Below are 16,631 nucleotides of genomic sequence, written 5' to 3'. Positions count from 1 at the left end.
CTTCGCAAACCGCATCCCCACCGGTTGCAACTCTCCGCGCGGCGGCGACGAATACCTGGCTGTGGAGACGGTGATCGTGCTGTTCAACAGGGACCTGCGCGTCCACGACCACCCGGCGCTGAGCGCCGCGTGCGAGCGGGCCCGCCGGGTGCTGCCCCTTTTCGTGCTCGACCCCGGCGTGCCGCCGGGCCGGCGCGGCCCGTTCCTGGCCGCCTGCCTGGCCGACCTGCGCGAGTCGCTGCGGTCTCGTGGTGCGGACCTGGTCGTACGGCGGGGCGACGCCGTACGGGAAACCCTGCGCCTGGCCCGGGAGACCTCAGCCAGCGCGGTCTTCACCAGCGCGGACGTCAGCGAGCTGGCCAGGACCAGGCAGCGACGGCTGGCGGAGGGCATCGAGGTGCGCCGGTTCCCCGGCGTCACCGTGGTGCCGCCCGACCTGCTGCGCCCCAGCGGCGGCGGCGACCATTACCGCGTCTTCACCCCTTACTGGCGCGCCTGGCAGCAGGCCGCCCGTCGCGCCGTCCTGCCCGCTCCCCCGCGCGTGCCCTTCTTGCAGGGGATCGACCCCGGCGTGCTGCCCGACGCCGACCGGCGTGGCGGCGAGACCCTGGCCCGAGAACGGCTGCGCGCCTGGTCCGCGCGGCATCTGGCCCACTACGGCGAGGGGCACGACGACCTGGCCGGTGACACCACCTCCCGGCTGAGCCCGTACCTGCGCTTCGGCTGCCTGTCGCCGCTGGAGGTGTCCACCCTGGACAACGACGCCTTCACCAGGCAGCTGTGCTGGCGCGACTTCCACCACCAGGTCACCTTCGCCTTCCCGCGCATCAACCGGGACGACTACCGCCCGCGCGGGCACCAGTGGCGCGACGACGAGGAGGCGCTCCAGGCGTGGAAGGCCGGGCAGACCGGCGTCCCGATCGTCGACGCCGGGATGCGCCAGTTGCTCAGCGAGGGCTGGATGCACAACCGCGCCCGCCTCATCACGGCGTCCTACCTGGTCAAGCACCTGAGGATCGACTGGCGGCGGGGGGCGGCGCACTTCTTCGACCTGCTGCTGGACGGGGAGGTGGCCAACAACTTCGGGAACTGGCAGTGGGTGGCGGGCACCGGCAACGACACCCGCCCGAACCGCACGTTCAACCCGCTCCGCCAGGCCAGGCGCTTCGACCCGGAGGGGCGCTACGTCCGCGCCCACGTGCCAGAGCTGGCCGATGTCCCGGCCGCCCACGTGCACGAACCCTGGCACGCCCCCGCCCCCGTCCGCGCTTACCCACCCCCGCTGGTCCTCTTCTGATGGACGAGGGGGAGGAAGACCTCGTCCACGATCCAGGCGGGGTCCGGCTCGTCAGGCAGGGCGTGTTGCAGCAGGTCGATGGGGAGGCGCAGGATCCGCGGGCCGATCGTCGCCGGGTCGACGCCCGCTGAGGTGAGCGCCTGGGCCAGTTCCGCCGCCGCCTCGTCGGCCGCCCGGCGGCGCAGCACCGCGGTCAGCCTCGGGTCGAGGTCACCGGCGATCCGGAGCCCGCAGTGCTGGGCGGCCAGGCACCCCAGGATCGCCAGCGTGTCCGCCCGCAGGTCGCCGGTGCGGACCGGGTGGCCGAGCCGCGGGATCCGGGCTTCGAGCGCGGCGGCCACCAGCTCCGCCTTGCCCGGCCAACGGCGGTAGAGAACGGCCTTGCTGGTTCCCGCACGGGTCGCGACACCGGACATCGTGAACGCGTCGTAGCCGGTCTCGGCCAGCTCCGCCCAGGCGGCGTCCAGGATCGCCTGCACCAGCTCCGCACCGCGCCGCCTGCTTTCACCCACGAGCTCACGATACCCGGGGTAGCCTGCCATAAGAAACCATGAGTATCTTATGGAGGCATGGTGTTTGAGATCTTCCATCGGACCCGAGGGAACGGCCCGGTGCTGCTCCTGCTGCCGGGCGGGGACGGCGACGCCGACGTCACCGACGACCTGGCCGCCCACCTCCAGGACGCGTTCACCGTCGTCACCTTCGACCGCCGCGGGCTGTCCCGCAGCCCCAACGCGGGCGGGTCGCCGGGCCTGGACACCCATGCCGACGACGCGGCCGCCGTCCTCGAAGCCGTCACCGGCGAACCCGCCCTGGTGTTCGGGAGCAGCATCGGCGCGGTGATCGCCCTGGAACTGACGACCCGCCACCCCGGCCGGGTCCGTCTCGCCGTCGTCCACGAGCCGCCGCTCAGCGCGCTGCTGCCCGAGGAGGCTCGGGCCGAGCTGGTCCGCGACCAGCTGGCCGTCGAGGAGGCGCATCGCAGCGAGGGGGTGCTCCCGGCTTTGGGGCAGTTCGTACGGCTGGCGCGCCTCGACTTCTCCGACCGCGAGCCCGACGTACCCCTCACCCCGCCCGGCCCGCAACGCCTCGCCAACCTGGAGTTCTTCCTCACGCACGACGCTCCTGCCGTACGTCAATATCGTCCTGATGTGAACGCCCTGCGTGCGCAGGCCGCCAGGATCGTCCCTGCCGTCGGCGAGACCACCACCGGTCCTGTCGCACAGTCCGCGCATGCGCTGGCCGACGTGCTGGGCACGTCGGCGACGGTCCTGCCCGGCGGGCACAATGGCTGGGCGTTCCGCCCGCGCGCCGTCGCCGCCCACCTTCGCACGATATTTCTTGACTGATCACTTTCATTCCGGTCATGACACAATGCCCGGCATGCACAACCGGATCCTGGCCCTGACCGCCGTCGCCCTAACGGTCGCCGGATGCGCTCAGACGCCCTCTCCCCCTCCCTCAGCGGCTCCCCCGAGCTCCCCTGCTTCGTCTCCTTCGTCTGCGCCCAAGGCCCCTGCCGTGCTGGCCACCGTCCAGGGCACCGACAAGGAGAACTACAAGGCGGAACTCGTCGGGCTCAACCGCGTCGGCGGCAAGCATCTGGTCGTGCAGCTGCGCCTGTCCACCAGCACCGACGAGCCGCTGCACTGGCAGGCCCCGCTCGCCGACCCGATGCGCCCGCTGAAGTGGCGCTGGCCGTCCGGCATCGCCGTACTCGACGCTCCTGCCCACCGCTGGCTCATGCCGTACAAGCCCGCTGACGGCGAGTGCCTGTGCAGCGACACCGACCGCGACGGCCTCGACCCGATCATCCAGCCGGGCGAGTCGCTGACCGTCTTCGCGGTGCTGCCCGCGCCGTCCGGCAACCCGGCGACCACGACGATCGTGACGCCGATCGGCCCGCCGATGGTCGACGTCCCCATCAGCGACGAGCCGCCGACGCCGCCGCCCGGCCAGGAACTGCCCGACCCCGACGCGTCGCAGGTCGAGACCGTCAACCATCTCATCGAGACGCCGTCGCAGTCGCTCGACCGCACCGAGGAGACGACGGACGACGGCGCCGACCTCAAGGTCAGCCTGTCCTCCGACGTGCTGTTCGCGCTGAACAAGGCGACGCTCACGCCGCGCGCCCGCACGATGCTGGCCAGGGCGGCCAAGCTCATCGACACCTCGGAGGACACCACGATCCAGGTCGACGGGCACGCGGACTCCTCGGGCACGAACGCCATCAACGACCCGCTGTCGCGCCGGCGGGCGGAGGCGGTACGGCGGGCGCTCACGCCGCTGGTCACCCGCGAGGGGGTGACGTTCACGGCTCGCGGGTACGGCTCGCGCCGCCCGCTGTACAGCAACGACTCCGACGAGGGGCGGCGACGCAACCGCCGCGTGACGATCACCTTCGCCAAGCCCGCTGCGGCAGCGCCGGCCGCCACCACCTCCGCCTCCCCGCTGTCGGAGGGCGAGGGCACGTCGGCGACGGTGCGGGCGAAGGGCGTGCCGTTCGACCTGCAGGTGAAGACCTTCCAGCGGATGCCGGGCGACCTGGGCCTGCTCCGCTACACGATCACCAACCGGGGGGACGGCGAGGCGTGGTACCACGACCTCAACTGGGCGGCCGACTGGAACGCCTTCAAGTACCACGCGGCGACGAACATCCAGGTGACCGACCCTGCTGCCCGCCGCCTGTACCGCCCGGCCCGGGTGATCGTGGCCAAGGGGGAGGAACCGGGCACGTACTGCGCGTGCACGAGCACCTCGGGGGTGTCGCTGTCGGCGACGAACTTCGAGGCCGGCGAGACGAAGGAGTTCTGGTCCCTGTACGCCTTGCCACCCCAGGCGGACGCATTGACCGTCAAGGTGGCCACCTGGCCCGCCCTGCGCGTACCGCTCAACTGAGGGGCCAGGGGAAGGCGGCGAAACTGTCGTAGGCGCCCTGAAGGATGGGGTCATGGTTTCGTATCAGCTGGTCGTCGACTGCGCCGCCCCTGACCGGATGGCGCGTTTCTGGGCGGGCGCCCTGCGCTACTCGCTGGAGCAGCCGCCGGACGGTTTCGGCACGTGGCGGGAATACTGGCGGAGCGTCGGCGTGCCGGAGGACGAGCTGGGCGAGGGTGACGGCGCTGACAGCATCGTCGACCCGGAAGGCGACGGCCCGCGGATCTGGTTCCAGCAGGTGCCCGAGGGCAAGGTGGTCAAGAACCGGTTCCACTTCGACCTCAAGGTGGGCGGCAAGCGGGAGGACGTGCCGCTGGAGACCCGCAGGGCACGGGTGGACGCCGAGGTGGAGCACCTGGTCGGCGCGGGCGCGACCGTGGTGCGGGTGCTGTCGCAACCCGGCCTGGACCACTACGCGGTGGCGATGGCCGACCCGGAGGGCAACGAGTTCGACGTGGTGTAGGTCAGCGACGAGGCGGCCTGGGGAGGAAGCCGCTGGTCCGGCGGACGTACTCCGCGTATCCCGGCCGGGTTCTCGTCAGATGCTTCTCCAGCAGGGGTTTCCCGGTCTTGCCGGCCAGGAAGTACGTCATCACGACAGGCGACAGCACGGTCAGAACCCCTGGCCAGTGTTCCGCTGCGATGAGGAACAGGCCCCACCACACCACGGCGTCGCCGAAGTAGTTCGGATGCCGGGTGTATCGCCACAACCCGCTGTCCAGCACCTTCCCCCGGGAGTCCGGGTCGGCGCGGAAGCGGGCCAGCTGCCAGTCCCCCACCGCCTCGAAAAGGAACCCCGCCAGCCACACCAGCGCGCCCGCCACCCCCAGCCACCCGATCCCGCCGTCGCCGGTCATCGCCACCTGGATCGGCAGCGACACGAACAGCAGGATCACTCCCTGGGTGAGGTAGACCGTGCGGATCGCATAGGCCGTCCTGCTGCCGGGAGCCTTGCTCAGCATGCGCTCGTAGCGCGGGTCCTCCCCCTCGCGCAGGTTGCGCCGCCCGATGTGCAGCGCCAGCCGTACCCCCCAGATGACCGTCAGCGCCGCCAGCAGCACCCGCCTGGCGGGGTCGCCGGAGCCGAGCGCGAAGGACACGATGGCGACCAGCGAGAAGCCCAGGCCCCAGGCGACGTCGATCACCGAATGTTTGCCCGCACGCAACGCCACCGCGAGCGTCACCGCCAGCAGGACCACCATGGCGAGCGCGCTGGCGAAGAAGACCATCAGCGTCTCCTCAGGAGGATCTGGTGAATGTTCATCCTGCCCTGCTCGAACGCCAGGCCGCCACCCACGAGGTACAGCCGCCACACCCTGGCCCGTTCCTCGCCGACCAGCGCGACCGCCTCGGCGTACCGGGACTCGAACGTGTCGTACCAGGCCCGGACCGTGCGTACGTAGTGCTCGCCCATGGCCTCGGCGTGCGTGAAGACCAGCCCGGAGCCCTCCAGCAGCGCGATCGTCTCCCCCACCGGCCGCATGTGCATGTCGGGCGCGATGTAGGACTCGATGAACGGCCCGCCGCCCGGATGGCCGCCCTCGCGCGACATCTGCTGCACGAGGACCCCGCCGCCGGGCTGGACGAGCCGGTGCAGCGCGGCCGCGTAGGCCGGGTACCGGTCCTGGCCGACGTGCTCGCCCATCTCGATCGACGCGATCGCGTCGTAGGGCCCGTCGTCGACGTCGCGGTAGTCGCGCAGCTCGACCCGCACGTCCAGGCCCTGGGCGCGCTCCTCGATGTGGGCCTTCTGCGCGGCCGACAGCGTGACGCCCGTCGCGCGCACGCCGTACTCGCGGGCGGCGTGCAGCAGCAGCGACCCCCAGCCGCAGCCGACGTCGAGCAGCCGCATGCCGGGCCGGAGCCTGAGCTTGCCGCAGACCAGGTCGAGCTTGCGCCGCTGCGCCCGGTGCAGGGTGTCGCCCGGCTCGAACACGGCGCAGGAGTAGGCCATGGTCTCGTCGAGGATGAGCCGGTAGAAGGCGTTCGACAGGTCGTAGTGGTGGGAGATCGCGGCACGGTCCCTGGCTCGCGAGTGGCGGCGGCCGCGCAACCTGGCCTCGGACTCCGGCGCGGGCAGCGGCGGCCCGAGCGCGGGCCCGAGGCCTTTCAGCGCCCGTACGGCTCGCGCCCAGTCGACCCGCACCCGCCCGCCCGTGGCCCTGATCCGGCGCAGCCCGTCGGCGAGGTCGCCCTCGACGTCGAGCTCACCTGTGACGTACGCCCTGGCCAGGCCGAGCTCGCCGGGGTTCCACAGCAGGCGGCGCAGCGCGCGCGGGCTGCGCAGGACCACGGTCGGCGCGCCGTCCGGGCCGTGGGCGGCGCCGTCCCAGTCCCGTACGCGGAACGGCGGCCGGCCGCCGAAGACGGCCTCCACCATCGGGCCGAGCTGTCTCATGCGCCGCTCCTGTCGAGGGTGAGCTGCCAGACGTCGAGGTAGCCGGACCTGAACCCGGCCTCGGAGTAGGCCAGGTAGAGGGTCCACATGCGGTGGAAGATCTCGTCGAAGCCGAGGGCGGCGACGGCCGGGGCGCGCTCCTGGTAGCGCTCGCGCCACAACCGGAGCGTGGCCGCGTAGTGCTCGCGCATCGACAGCCTGTCGATGATCCGCAGCGGTCCGAGGTGCTGCTGGATGGCCGGGACGGAGGGGAGCATGCCGCCGGGGAAGATGTACTTCTGGACCCAGGTGTGGGTGCCGAGCGTGGCCCGCATGCGGTCGTGGGGCATGGTGATGGCCTGCAGCGCGACGCGTCCGCCCGGCGCGAGCCGTTCGTCGAGCGTGCGGAAGTAGGTGGGCCAGTAGTCCGCGCCGACGGCCTCGATCATCTCGACGCTGGCGATGGCGTCGTAGGAGCCGTCGATCTCGCGGTAGTCGCAGAGCCTGATGTCGATCCGGTCGGCGAGCCCGGCCGCCGCCGCCCGCTCGCGGGCCAGCTCCTGCTGCTCCTTCGACAGGGTGATGGACACGACGCGGGCGCCGCGCCTGGCCGCCCTGATCGCCAGCTCGCCCCAGCCGGTGCCGATCTCCAGCAGCCGGGTGCCGGGTCCGACCATGAGCTGGTAGAGCAGCCGGTCGATCTTGCGGCGCTGGGCGGCGGCGAGCGAGTCCCAGGTGGCGGTCGCCGGATCGGTGAACAGCGCGGCCGAGTAGGTCATGGTCTCGTCGAGGAACTCGGCGAACAGCTCGTTGGACAGGTCGTAGTGCCGGTGGATGTTGCGCCTGGCCCCCTCGACGGTGCCGCGGTCGCGCCGCGGCGCTCTCCTTACGGCCAGCGCGCGCAGCCGCTGCAGCGGCGCCGGGACCAGGGTGGCGAGCTCGGCGGCCATGACGGTGAGCACGCCGGGCAGGTCCTCAGCGTCCCAGTCACCGGCCATGTAGGACTCGCCGAAGCCGATGAGCCCGCCGGCGCCGACCCGGCGGAAGAACGCCTCCGGCCGGTGGACGCGCAGCGCGGGCCCCTGCGCCGGGGCGTCGCCGTACACCGCGTTGATGGGCAGCCGGCGCGCGACGCGGCGGAACAGCGCGCGGGCGATCGAGGCCCGTAGCCGGGCTCGGGGCACCGTTTCGACGTCGGGCCAGTGGCCCGTGTGGCGTTCCATCGTCGAGGTCATCGACTCCTCCTTCTGGGGACGACTTTCAGGCCGCGCAGGTAGAGGGCGATGCCCTGGCGGCGGATCCGGGCGCTGACCAGGAACGGCGCCAGCGGATGTTTGAGCGCCATGCGCAGCCGTCCCCACGCGGTGGCCTCCACGCGCTCTCCGCGTACGGTCGCCACGAACGGCGGGTGCCCCTCCCGGTGGAGCGTCACGCCCAGGGCCAGCCGCTCCCCCGGCAGTGGCAGCGCGAGCCGGTAGAAGCCGCTGACCTCGTTGAACGGCGAGACGTAGAAGACCTTCTCGACCTCGTTCTGACCGGGCATGAGCAGGTAGCGGTGGCGACCGCCGTAGGTGTTGCGCACCTCGGCGACCGTGCAGACGAGCACGCCCGCCAGGTGGCACCAGTACACGGTCAGCGGGTCGAACGCGTAGCCGAGCACGCGCGGCCCGGCCAGCCGTACGACGCGGTCGGCCCGCAGGCCGTACGCCTCCAGGAAGCCTGTTTCCTCCGGCGGGAGCTCGACCAGCCGCAGGTAGGAGCCGTATCGGAAGGCGTTGCGCAGCGGCGCGGACCGCACGTGGGTGATCGTGACGTCGTAGAGCGCGGTCACCAGCGGCCGCCCAGGGCCTCGGCGGCCCGTACACCCGAGCGGCAGCCGTCCTCGTGGAATCCCCAGCCGTGGTAGGCGCCCGCGAAGGCGAGCACCGGGGTGTTCAGGGAGGGCAGGCGCTGCTGGGCCGCGACCAGTTCCGGGGTGTAGATCGGGTGTTCGTAGACCATCCGGGCGATGACCCGCTCGTCGGGCACAGCGACGCCGAGGGAGACGAAGTGGTGCTGGGGCGAGTCGAGGCGTTGCAGCCGGTTCATGTCGTAGCTGACCTGGACGCGGTCGGCTGTGGCGGCGCAGTCGTCCATCCGGTAGTTCCAGGAGGCACGGGCCCGCCTCGCCCTGGGCAGGACGGACTGGTCGGTGTGGAGGGTGGCTTCGTTGCGCGAGTAGCGGATCGCGCCGAGCACGGCTCGTTCGTCGGGGGTGGGGCTGGCGAGCAGGCGTAGGGCCTGGTCGGGGTGGGTGGCGACGACGGCGGCCGAGAAGCGGTGGAGATCGCCGTCGGCCCGCAGCTCGACCCCGTCTGGTATCCGTCGCAGGCCGCTCACCGGGGCGAGGGTGCGGACGGCGGTGAGCGTCTTGGCGACGCGCTCGACGTAGGCGCGCGAGCCGCCGGTGACCGTACGCCATGGGGGTGACCCGCCGACGGACAGCATGCCGTGGTTGGCGAGGAACGCGAACAGGTAGCGCGCGGGGTAGCGCCCGGCGACCGAGGGGGCGCAGGACCAGACGGCCGCGACCAGCGGAGTCAGGAAATGTCGTACGAAGTAGGGCGAGAAGTCTGCGGCGAACTCGTCCAGTGGCCGGTCGTCTTCAAGGGCTCGAGCGGCTCGGTGGAACCTGGGGACGTCGGCGAGCATGCGCAGATGAGCCAGGCTCGGGGCGAGCAGCCCGGCGAGCCCCTTTCCTCCCGCGTACTCCAGGCCGCAGCCACCGCAGGAGACCGACATGCTCATGTCGGACTCCTGCGTCTGGACACCCAGCTCGCGGAACAGCCGGGTCAGGAGGGGGTAGGTGCGGTCGTTGTGCACGATGAAGCCGCTGTCCACCGCCAGCGCGCCCACGTCGTGGGTGTGCGCGTGCCCGCCCAGGCGGTCGTCGGCCTCGAACAGCGTGACGTCCGCGCTGCGCTGGAGCACGTAGGCCGCCGTCAGCCCGGCCACTCCGCTGCCGATGACCGCGACCGACCTTCTGGTTTCCGCCAACCTCGACCTCCCCGTCTCCTGGTGTATTCGGAGCGGGTGAGGCAACGGTTGGGTTTCCACCGAGCGGCAGGCAGGACTGGCCGGATATAACACGATGTTGGGGAGAAACGAAGGGTCCCTGGGCCTGTGGCACCGCTTGTACGTTGACGGCGTATCAAGCCACAGGGAGATCCCATGCTCCGCAGCAATGCCGCCTTAGCCGGCGTAGCCCTCACTCTCGCCCTGGCCGCCATACCGACCGTAGCCCTGGCCGCGCGGTCGGCGGCGCAGCCCGAATCCTTGTACGCACAAGCCCAGGCGAGAGCCGCGGCCGACCCAGAGCCGCCCGCCTCGCTCGTCGACAGCCTCACCCGCGACCTCGGCATCACCGGCGAGCAGGCCTCCGCCCGCCTGGTCAACGAGGCGGCGGCCGCCACGGTCGAACCGCAGGTACGCACCCTGCTCGGCGACTCCTTCGCCGGCGCCTGGGTCACCGGCGCCACCTCCGCCCTCGTGGTCGCGACCACCGACCCCGCCCAGGTGCCCGCGATCACCGCGGCCGGAGCCGAGGCCCGCGTCGTGCCCCACTCCCTGGCCGCGCTCGACGCCGCCAAGGCCCGCCTCGACAGCGCCAAGGGCGCCAGGCCGATCTTCGCCTGGTTCGTGGACCTGCCCAGCAACAGCGTCGTCGCCCTGACCCGCGACGCCGCCAAGGCCCAGCGGTACGTCGACGCGAGCGGCGCCGACAGGGCGCTGGTCCGCCTGCTGGTCTCCACAGAACGGCCGCGCGCCCTGTACGACATCCGCGGCGGTGACGCCTACTACATCGGCAGCGGCACCCGCTGCTCGGTGGGCTTCTCCATCACCCGCGGCACCACCAACGGCTTCGTCTCGGCCGGCCACTGCGCCGTCTCCTCGAACGTGAGCGGCTCCAACCGCGTCGCCCTCGGCACCTTCCAGGGCTCCTCGTTCCCGGGCAACGACTACTCGTGGGTCGCGGCCAACTCGCAGTGGATCGCCCGCGGCGTCGTCGTCCAGGGCGGTTCGACGGTGCCCGTCGCCGGGTCGACGGTCGCCGTCGTCGGGTCGTCGGTCTGCAGATCCGGCTCGACCACCGGCTGGCACTGCGGCACCGTACAGCAGCTCAACACCAGCGTGACGTACCAGGAGGGCACGGTCAGCGAGGTGACGCGCACCAGCGTGTGCGCCGAGCCTGGCGACTCCGGCGGCTCGTTCATCTCGGGCAGCCAGGCCCAGGGCGTCACGTCCGGCGGATCGGGCAACTGCTCGTCCGGTGGCACGACGTACTTCCAGCCGGTGAACGAGATCCTGCAGACGTACGGGCTGACGCTGGTCACCAACGGCGGCGGCCCGACGACCCCGCCGTCCTCGCCGCCGCCCGGTGGAACGTGGGCAGCCAACACGGCGTACGCCACGGGCGCGCAGGTGACGTACGGCGGGGCGACCTACCGGTGCATCCAGGGCCACACCTCGCAGGTGGGCTGGGAACCACCGAACGTCCCGGCCCTCTGGCAGCGCCTCTGACCCCCAGGCAGCAGCTCCACCGACCGACCCCCGGACGCACCACGGCGCCGGGGGTCGCCTGGCGTCCTGACACGGCTTCACCGGGGCCGACTGGCCTGCTCGGTCATCGAGATGAGTGAGGTGGCTCGGTGAGCGTGAGGATCGACTCGAGGACGGACTCCAGCGAGCGGGTGGCGTCGACGACCTCAACGCCCAGCGCCCGCATGCGCGCCTGGTAGTCCGGTAGCCAACGCCGCAGCAGGAGGCGGGTGTCACCGGTCCGGCCGAAGTCGTTCTCCCGTGACGGCTCATCGAGCCGCCGGAGCATCGTGGGCTCGTCGATCTCCAGCAGGATCACGCGGTCGAAACGATGAAGGAAGTCGGTTTCGTTGCTCGCGTTCCCGCACACGTACAGCCCCCGATCGGCGGCGCTCAGGAGCGTTTCCAGCCGGAGCGGGTCCCATTCCCACCGATGCCGGGTCAGCCAGCCCCAACCAGGCGCGGCCGGACGCTCGACGACCCGCCCCGCCTCATCGACGAACCGGGCCAGCAACGGATCGGCGTCCGCGTCGATCGCCGCCCTGCCGCGCAGGGTGAGCTCACCGGCCACCGCGGTCTTCCCCGATCCCGACCCTCCGGTGATCAGCACGGTCGTCATGGTGGTCACGCTAACGCGGGCGCCGAACGGCTCTCAACGGCTTTCACCCGCCACCCAACTCGCCTTGTGCCCGTACCCGAAGGCGATGTCACCGTCGCTGTGCCGCGCGTCCTTGCTTCGCAGCTTCTGATGGACATATCGGCCGGTAGTCGCGTCCTCGAGCTCGTCACGCCTGAGCCGCATGTGGCCAGATCCGCCCCCAGGCTGGCCGGATCGTGCCTTCAACTCGACACCTTCGATGCCGGATCGTGGAGGCGCGCAACGGCGCCACCCGGGGTGACGCGGCGGGCATCGCCCTCTCTTGCCCTTCAACCCCCTCAACCTTGGAGTCTTCCGTGAGAAAGATCTTGCGCGCCGCGCACATCTACATGATCATCGGTGTGGTCAGCGGGCTCTACTACCGCGAGCTCACCAAGCTGAACGACTTCACCGGCGAGACCCAGCTCGGCGTGGTCCACACGCACCTGCTCGCCCTCGGCATGCTGTTCTTCCTCATCGTGCTGGCCTTGGAGAAGCTGTTCACCATGACCGCCAGCAAGCTCTTCGGCTGGTTCTTCTGGATCTACAACGCCGGTCTCGCCCTGACCGTCGCCATGATGACCGTCCGCGGCTCCATGACGGTCCTCGGCGCCGAAGCCGGAGCCGCGATCACCGGCCTCGCCGGACTGGGACACATCATCCTGACCGTCGGCCTGATCCTGCTCTTCGTCACCCTCGGCAAGCGCATCCCCGCCAAAGGCGCCGCCGTCATCCAGATATCTCCCACAAAAATGCCCAGCCAGCAACGTGTGGACAGTTAAGTCACATGAAGTACGTAACCCGCCATGTCTGGCATCACCTCACATTTCCGGCAGCTGTTTCGTCGGTCTGCTGAAACCGGGCCGCAGGGCCCGGAGTAACGACCACCCTGGAGGGCCTCATGTTCGCCGCTTACGCGACGATCACCATCTTCGCCGCGCTGCTGTTCGGCAGCTCGTCGGTCATCTACCTGATCGGCCACGAGTTCCCGAAGGCCCAGCTGGACATGAAGGGCCTGCCGCGAGCGTGGGGACCCGTCCTGGGCACGATGCTGGCGTTGGGCTCCCTGGGACTGCTGGGCGGGTTTGTCATCCCCATGCTCGGGACCCTCGCCGCCTACAGCCTCGTACTGTACTTCACCGGCGCGCTCCTCGCCCACCTGCGCGTGGGCTCACGCAAGCTCGGCAACTGGTCCCTGTTCTTCGCCACTTCGGTGGCCGTACTGGGCGCGAACCTGCTCTACCACTGGTGGTGACCCACCACAGCCCCGACCCCCGTGCTGAAGGAGATCTTTGATGTCCACAAGACTGCTGTCCCCCACCGCGATCGGTACCGCCCTCGCTGTCGTCGGCGCCCTGTTCATCGGCTACATCGGGGTGAGCTACCTGCTGGCCCCCCAGTCCATGGCGCCCAACTTCGGCCTGCCGAGCTGGCCGAAAGGTGAGGGTTCGGGATTCCTCGCCGTCAAGGGAGTCCGGGACGTGGTGTCCGGCCTGGTGATCCTCGCGGTCCTGGTCACGGGCAACCGCCGCATCCTGGGGTGGGTCATGCTGGCCGTGGCGCTCACCCCGATCGGCGACATGTTCATCGTGCTGCTCTCCGGTGGGGAACCCGCCATCGCCCTCGGCGTACACGGCGCCACCGCCGCGGCCGTCATCCTCTCCGCCGGACTCCTCCTCGGCGGCTCCCGAACCCGCTCACCGCAACCCCTCACCTGACAGCCGCGCGATCTGCGGCCAGCGCCGCCCAGGTGGAGCGACTCCCCCACCTGGGCGCCCGGATCATCAGCCGGCGAGGGTCAGGCCGCCGTTGACCTCCACGACGGTGCCGGTCATGAAGCCGTTGGTGGCCGCCAGGACGACGGCCTGGGCGACCTCCTCCGCGCGGCCGACCCGGCCCACGGGCAGGGCTGCGCCGTACGCGTCGAACATTTCCTGGCGCTGCTCGGCGGGGAAGGCGTGCCACCACGGGGTGTCGATGACGCCCGGAGAGACGGCGTTGACCCGCAGCGGCGCAAGCTCCACCGCCAGCGGGGCGATCACCGCTTCCAGGGCGCCGTTCACGGCAGCCAGGCCCGCGGTGCCGGGCAGCGCCGCCCGAGCCGAGGAGGCGGTGATCAAGGTGGCCGAGCCGTCCTTGGCCATGTACGGCAAAGCCGCCTGCAGCACGCTCAGGTGCAGCCAGAACTTGGCCTCGAAAGCCTCACGCAGGTCGTTCAGATCCACAGTGGCAAGGGGCCCGGCGCCGGAGCCGCCGCTGAGCGCCAGCACGAGGTAGTCGATGCCGTCCTGCCCGGCTTCGGCGAGGAAGGCGCGCACCTGCTCGGGCGAGGAGGCGTCCAGGTGGCGGGCGCTGATCCCTTCCAGCGCGTCGGCGGCGCGCAGGCGCTGCTCGTCGCGTCCGGCGACCGTCACGCGGGCGCCCTGGGAAGCCAGGAGGGTGGCGGTGGCCAGGCCGATGCCGGAGGTGCCGCCGACGACGAGGGCGTGCCGTTCGGTGAAAGACATGGGAACAATCCTTTTGTCGAGACTCAATGTCTCGACAAGTATTGTCGAGACCCTTGGTCTCGTCAAGCGGTAGGGTGGACCCATGCAGACAGGACGCGCCCACACCGGACGCCGCCGCAACGAAGAGGCCAGGCGCGCCATCCTCGAGGCCGCCGTCGACCTGCTGAGCGGCGGGCCCGGCGACGGCACGGTGAGCGTCGACGCCATCGCGGCCGCCGCCGGGGTCGGCAAGCAGACGATCTACCGCTGGTGGCCGTCCAAGGGCGCCATGCTGCTGGACGCGCTGGCCGAGTACGCGGAAGCCGAGGTGCCCGCGCCCGACACCGGCACCCTGGCCGGTGACCTGGAGGCGTTCCTGACGGCCACCTTCCGCCTGGGCGCCAGGCCCGCCACCGCCGCCCTGCTACGGAAGATCGCCGCCGAGGCACAGCAGGACGAGCACACCGCGCAGCTCCTGCACGCCTTCGCCCAGCAGCGCCGCGCGGCCCTCATCGCACTGGCCAGGCGCGGCGCGGCCCCCGACCCCGAACTGCTGGCCGACCAGGCCTTCGGCGTGCTGTGGTACCAGCTGCTCATCCTCCACGCCCCACTGGAGGAGGAGGCGGCCCGCCGCCTGGCCCACGCCCTGGCCCACCAAGGCCACTAGCGTTCCGCGCCATAGACGTGCGCGACTTGATCGTGACAGGAGCAGAAGACTTCGTTGAACAGCGGCACTCGCAAAACTTCCACAGCGCCACGATCGACGGCCGGGACGGCACGCACGTCGCGCTGTTCCACGCGCAGTACCCGTTGGTCGCTTTCGTAGCCGACCGACGCCAGATGAGTTCCAGGACCCACCGGGCTGGGCAGCGGCTCCTCTCAACGACTTCGGTTTCACCGTCTTGAGCGCGTCACTGCTCCTGTCGCCGCCCGCGAAATGGGACACCACTGCCCTCCTCCCCGTGGAACGGACGCAAAACGAGCACTGGCGACCGGAGACCCTCGGCGCAACGCTCTTCACTCCTGGGATTGATGCGACCAGTCCCTCGCTCCGCGCCGTTCAGCGCGCCGGGACCTCGGCGGGTTGCTGCAGGGCGGCGCTGTGTAGTGCTGCCTCTACTCGGCGGTTGGTGGTCATGGTGGCTGTGACGGCGGTCATGGCCAGGAGCAGGCCGCCTGCGGCGTAGATCGGGGTGCGCAGGTCGTACGCGGTGGCCAGCCAGCCGCCCAGGAAGGCGCCGAACGGGGCTGCGCACATGGCGAGCATCCGGGAGGTGGAGGCGACCCGGCCGATCAGCTGCGCGGGGACGATCGCCTGCCGTAAAGAGGGACCGAGCACCATCGTGGCGCCCATACCCGCCCCGCAGACGGCGAGCGCGAGCCCGGCCAAGTACGGGTTCCGGGCGGCGGCGAGCCCCAGGATGGCAAGCCCCTCGACCGTGGCCGTGCAGGTCAGAGCGGTACCGGTGCCCAGGCGCCGACCGAGGAAGGAGGCAATGCCGGCGCCGAGCAGGCCGCCCGCGGCTTCCGCGGTGAGGAGCAGGCCGAAGCCGAAGGTGCCGATGCCGAGCCGTTCGTGCGCGAAGAGGGCCAAGACGGTCTCCACGGCGAGGAAGGCGACATTCCCTACCGCCGGACGGAGCGCGAGGCCGAGCAGTAATCGATCCCGGAAAACGTAGGAGGCTCCCGCCCGCGCTTGGCGGAGCAGAGACTCGCGGGCGCCGACGGTCGGCGGCGGTACGGCGGGCAGCGACCGAACGAGCAGCGCGGAGAACGCGAACGACACCGCGTCCGCGAGCAGCGGAACCGCCCGCCCGAGCGCGAGCAACGCACTCCCCGCCGGCGGCCCGGCGAAACCGGACGCGGCCGTCTGGGTGCCGCGCATGCGGGAGTTGGCGCGTTCGAGGAGCGCGGGGTCGCGGCCGAGCAGATCCGGCAGGTAGGCCGTGGCGGCCGTGTCGAAGAAGAGCCCGCCGAGGGCGAGCAGGAAGGCGACGGCCGCCAGCAGCGGAACGCTCAGCACGTCAAGGGCGGCCGCGGCCGCCGAGGCCAGGAGCAGGGCCGCACGCGCCGAGTCCGTGATCCACATCGTCCGGCGGCGCTCCCAGCGGTCCACCAGCGCACCGCCGAGCACGCCGAACAGCAGCCAGGGCAACGTCCCAGCGGCCGTGACGACGGCCAGCGCCAGCGGATCCCGCGTCATCGTCAACGCGATCAGCGGCAGCGCGGCATGGGTCACCCCGTCACCGAGCGAGGACACCGTCTGCGCGGTCCACAGCCGCCCGAACCCGGCCGGCAACTTGGCGACGACATTCACGC

18 protein-coding genes are annotated in these 16,631 nt (G+C 71.2%); 9 read left to right on the top strand and 9 right to left on the bottom strand.

Features of this window, described 5'->3' with window-relative positions:
• Nucleotides 1-61: 61 nt before the first annotated feature.
• Nucleotides 62-1,297, top strand: coding sequence for a cryptochrome/photolyase family protein (locus tag ACIBG8_RS01890; RefSeq protein WP_397340551.1), 1,236 nt, complete (start codon nucleotides 62-64; stop codon nucleotides 1,295-1,297).
• Here ACIBG8_RS01890 and ACIBG8_RS01885 read toward each other — a convergent pair.
• On the bottom strand, nucleotides 1,270-1,809 hold the full coding sequence (locus tag ACIBG8_RS01885) for a helix-turn-helix domain-containing protein (protein WP_397340550.1): 540 nt from the start codon (nucleotides 1,807-1,809) through the stop codon (nucleotides 1,270-1,272). The two genes, ACIBG8_RS01890 and ACIBG8_RS01885, sit on opposite strands and share 28 nt — an antisense overlap.
• 57 nt (nucleotides 1,810-1,866) lie before the next feature.
• Between ACIBG8_RS01885 and ACIBG8_RS01880 the strand changes: the two genes are divergently transcribed.
• From ACIBG8_RS01880 to ACIBG8_RS01870, 3 genes are read left to right on the top strand one after another with little or no spacing between them, the layout of a single operon-like run.
• Nucleotides 1,867-2,646, top strand: coding sequence for an alpha/beta fold hydrolase (locus ACIBG8_RS01880; RefSeq protein ID WP_397340549.1), 780 nt, complete (start codon nucleotides 1,867-1,869; stop codon nucleotides 2,644-2,646).
• 34 nt (nucleotides 2,647-2,680) lie between these two features.
• Complete coding sequence (locus ACIBG8_RS01875) at nucleotides 2,681-4,195, top strand: OmpA family protein (protein WP_397340548.1); 1,515 nt, start codon at nucleotides 2,681-2,683, stop codon at nucleotides 4,193-4,195.
• A 52-nt stretch (nucleotides 4,196-4,247) separates the two neighbouring features.
• Nucleotides 4,248-4,697, top strand: a complete 450-nt coding sequence (locus tag ACIBG8_RS01870) for a VOC family protein (RefSeq protein ID WP_397340547.1) — start codon at nucleotides 4,248-4,250, stop codon at nucleotides 4,695-4,697.
• Nucleotide 4,698: 1 nt separating this feature from the next.
• On the opposite strand, the gene ACIBG8_RS01865 is transcribed toward ACIBG8_RS01870, so the two are convergent.
• From ACIBG8_RS01865 to ACIBG8_RS01845, 5 genes are read right to left on the bottom strand one after another with little or no spacing between them, the layout of a single operon-like run.
• Nucleotides 4,699-5,463 (bottom strand): DUF1295 domain-containing protein, encoded by a 765-nt coding sequence (locus ACIBG8_RS01865; protein WP_397340546.1) that lies wholly within the window; start codon nucleotides 5,461-5,463, stop codon nucleotides 4,699-4,701.
• On the bottom strand, nucleotides 5,463-6,632 hold the full coding sequence (locus tag ACIBG8_RS01860; RefSeq protein WP_397340544.1) for a class I SAM-dependent methyltransferase: 1,170 nt from the start codon (nucleotides 6,630-6,632) through the stop codon (nucleotides 5,463-5,465). Before ACIBG8_RS01860 ends, ACIBG8_RS01865 begins: the two co-directional genes overlap by 1 nt.
• A complete protein-coding gene (locus ACIBG8_RS01855) occupies nucleotides 6,629-7,846 on the bottom strand; it encodes a class I SAM-dependent methyltransferase (protein WP_397340543.1) in 1,218 nt (405 codons plus the stop codon). The genes ACIBG8_RS01860 and ACIBG8_RS01855 overlap by 4 nt, the downstream gene beginning before the upstream one ends.
• Nucleotides 7,843-8,442 carry a DUF1365 domain-containing protein gene (locus tag ACIBG8_RS01850; RefSeq protein ID WP_397340542.1) on the bottom strand — a complete coding sequence of 200 codons (600 nt, stop codon included), beginning with the start codon at nucleotides 8,440-8,442 and terminating at the stop codon, nucleotides 7,843-7,845. Before ACIBG8_RS01850 ends, ACIBG8_RS01855 begins: the two co-directional genes overlap by 4 nt.
• Nucleotides 8,439-9,647, bottom strand: a complete 1,209-nt coding sequence (locus ACIBG8_RS01845; protein WP_397340541.1) for an NAD(P)/FAD-dependent oxidoreductase — start codon at nucleotides 9,645-9,647, stop codon at nucleotides 8,439-8,441. Before ACIBG8_RS01845 ends, ACIBG8_RS01850 begins: the two co-directional genes overlap by 4 nt.
• A gap of 174 nt (nucleotides 9,648-9,821) precedes the next feature.
• On the opposite strand from ACIBG8_RS01845, the gene ACIBG8_RS01840 reads away from it, so the two are divergent.
• Nucleotides 9,822-11,171 carry a carbohydrate-binding protein gene (locus tag ACIBG8_RS01840; RefSeq protein WP_397340540.1) on the top strand — a complete coding sequence of 450 codons (1,350 nt, stop codon included), beginning with the start codon at nucleotides 9,822-9,824 and terminating at the stop codon, nucleotides 11,169-11,171.
• 103 nt (nucleotides 11,172-11,274) lie between these two features.
• Here the strand turns inward: ACIBG8_RS01840 and ACIBG8_RS01835 are convergent, their stop codons facing one another.
• The gene (locus ACIBG8_RS01835) at nucleotides 11,275-11,808 is read right to left on the bottom strand and encodes a hypothetical protein (protein WP_397340538.1); all 534 of its coding nucleotides are present in this window, start codon (nucleotides 11,806-11,808) and stop codon (nucleotides 11,275-11,277) included.
• 335 nt (nucleotides 11,809-12,143) lie between these two features.
• On the opposite strand from ACIBG8_RS01835, the gene ACIBG8_RS01830 reads away from it, so the two are divergent.
• From ACIBG8_RS01830 to ACIBG8_RS01820, 3 genes are all read left to right on the top strand, one after another.
• On the top strand, nucleotides 12,144-12,608 hold the full coding sequence (locus tag ACIBG8_RS01830; RefSeq protein WP_397340537.1) for a DUF2871 domain-containing protein: 465 nt from the start codon (nucleotides 12,144-12,146) through the stop codon (nucleotides 12,606-12,608).
• 119 nt (nucleotides 12,609-12,727) lie between these two features.
• Entirely contained in the window at nucleotides 12,728-13,081 is a 354-nt protein-coding gene (locus tag ACIBG8_RS01825; RefSeq protein ID WP_397340536.1) for a DoxX family protein, read from the top strand.
• Nucleotides 13,082-13,121: 40 nt separating this feature from the next.
• A complete protein-coding gene (locus tag ACIBG8_RS01820; protein WP_397340535.1) occupies nucleotides 13,122-13,544 on the top strand; it encodes a DUF4267 domain-containing protein in 423 nt (140 codons plus the stop codon).
• A gap of 66 nt (nucleotides 13,545-13,610) precedes the next feature.
• On the opposite strand, the gene ACIBG8_RS01815 is transcribed toward ACIBG8_RS01820, so the two are convergent.
• Nucleotides 13,611-14,333 carry an SDR family oxidoreductase gene (locus ACIBG8_RS01815; RefSeq protein WP_397340534.1) on the bottom strand — a complete coding sequence of 241 codons (723 nt, stop codon included), beginning with the start codon at nucleotides 14,331-14,333 and terminating at the stop codon, nucleotides 13,611-13,613.
• 82 nt (nucleotides 14,334-14,415) lie between these two features.
• Between ACIBG8_RS01815 and ACIBG8_RS01810 the strand changes: the two genes are divergently transcribed.
• The gene (locus ACIBG8_RS01810; protein ID WP_397340533.1) at nucleotides 14,416-14,979 is read left to right on the top strand and encodes a TetR/AcrR family transcriptional regulator; all 564 of its coding nucleotides are present in this window, start codon (nucleotides 14,416-14,418) and stop codon (nucleotides 14,977-14,979) included.
• Between the two features lie 393 nt (nucleotides 14,980-15,372).
• Here the strand turns inward: ACIBG8_RS01810 and ACIBG8_RS01805 are convergent, their stop codons facing one another.
• Nucleotides 15,373-16,629, bottom strand: coding sequence for an MFS transporter (locus tag ACIBG8_RS01805; protein WP_397340532.1), 1,257 nt, complete (start codon nucleotides 16,627-16,629; stop codon nucleotides 15,373-15,375).
• Nucleotides 16,630-16,631: the final 2 nt, after the last annotated feature.

The sequence above is a fragment of the Nonomuraea sp. NPDC050556 genome (assembly GCF_044457355.1).
Classification (GTDB): Bacteria; Actinomycetota; Actinomycetes; order Streptosporangiales; family Streptosporangiaceae; genus Nonomuraea.
This window is presented reverse-complemented; position numbering and strand designations above follow the sequence as displayed.

Excerpts from the sequence above, each read along its gene's own strand:
- ACIBG8_RS01880 (WP_397340549.1), top strand. The coding sequence starts at position 1,867 with ATGGTGTTTGAGATCTTCCATCGGACCCGAGGGAACGGCCCGGTGCTG.
- ACIBG8_RS01875 (WP_397340548.1), top strand. The coding sequence starts at position 2,681 with ATGCACAACCGGATCCTGGCCCTGACCGCCGTCGCCCTAACGGTCGCC.
- ACIBG8_RS01870 (WP_397340547.1), top strand. The coding sequence starts at position 4,248 with ATGGTTTCGTATCAGCTGGTCGTCGACTGCGCCGCCCCTGACCGGATG.
- ACIBG8_RS01865 (WP_397340546.1), bottom strand. The coding sequence starts at position 5,463 with ATGGTCTTCTTCGCCAGCGCGCTCGCCATGGTGGTCCTGCTGGCGGTG.
- ACIBG8_RS01860 (WP_397340544.1), bottom strand. The coding sequence starts at position 6,632 with ATGAGACAGCTCGGCCCGATGGTGGAGGCCGTCTTCGGCGGCCGGCCG.
- ACIBG8_RS01855 (WP_397340543.1), bottom strand. The coding sequence starts at position 7,846 with ATGACCTCGACGATGGAACGCCACACGGGCCACTGGCCCGACGTCGAA.
- ACIBG8_RS01840 (WP_397340540.1), top strand. The coding sequence starts at position 9,822 with ATGCTCCGCAGCAATGCCGCCTTAGCCGGCGTAGCCCTCACTCTCGCC.
- ACIBG8_RS01835 (WP_397340538.1), bottom strand. The coding sequence starts at position 11,808 with ATGACGACCGTGCTGATCACCGGAGGGTCGGGATCGGGGAAGACCGCG.
- ACIBG8_RS01825 (WP_397340536.1), top strand. The coding sequence starts at position 12,728 with ATGTTCGCCGCTTACGCGACGATCACCATCTTCGCCGCGCTGCTGTTC.
- ACIBG8_RS01820 (WP_397340535.1), top strand. The coding sequence starts at position 13,122 with ATGTCCACAAGACTGCTGTCCCCCACCGCGATCGGTACCGCCCTCGCT.
- ACIBG8_RS01815 (WP_397340534.1), bottom strand. The coding sequence starts at position 14,333 with ATGTCTTTCACCGAACGGCACGCCCTCGTCGTCGGCGGCACCTCCGGC.
- ACIBG8_RS01810 (WP_397340533.1), top strand. The coding sequence starts at position 14,416 with ATGCAGACAGGACGCGCCCACACCGGACGCCGCCGCAACGAAGAGGCC.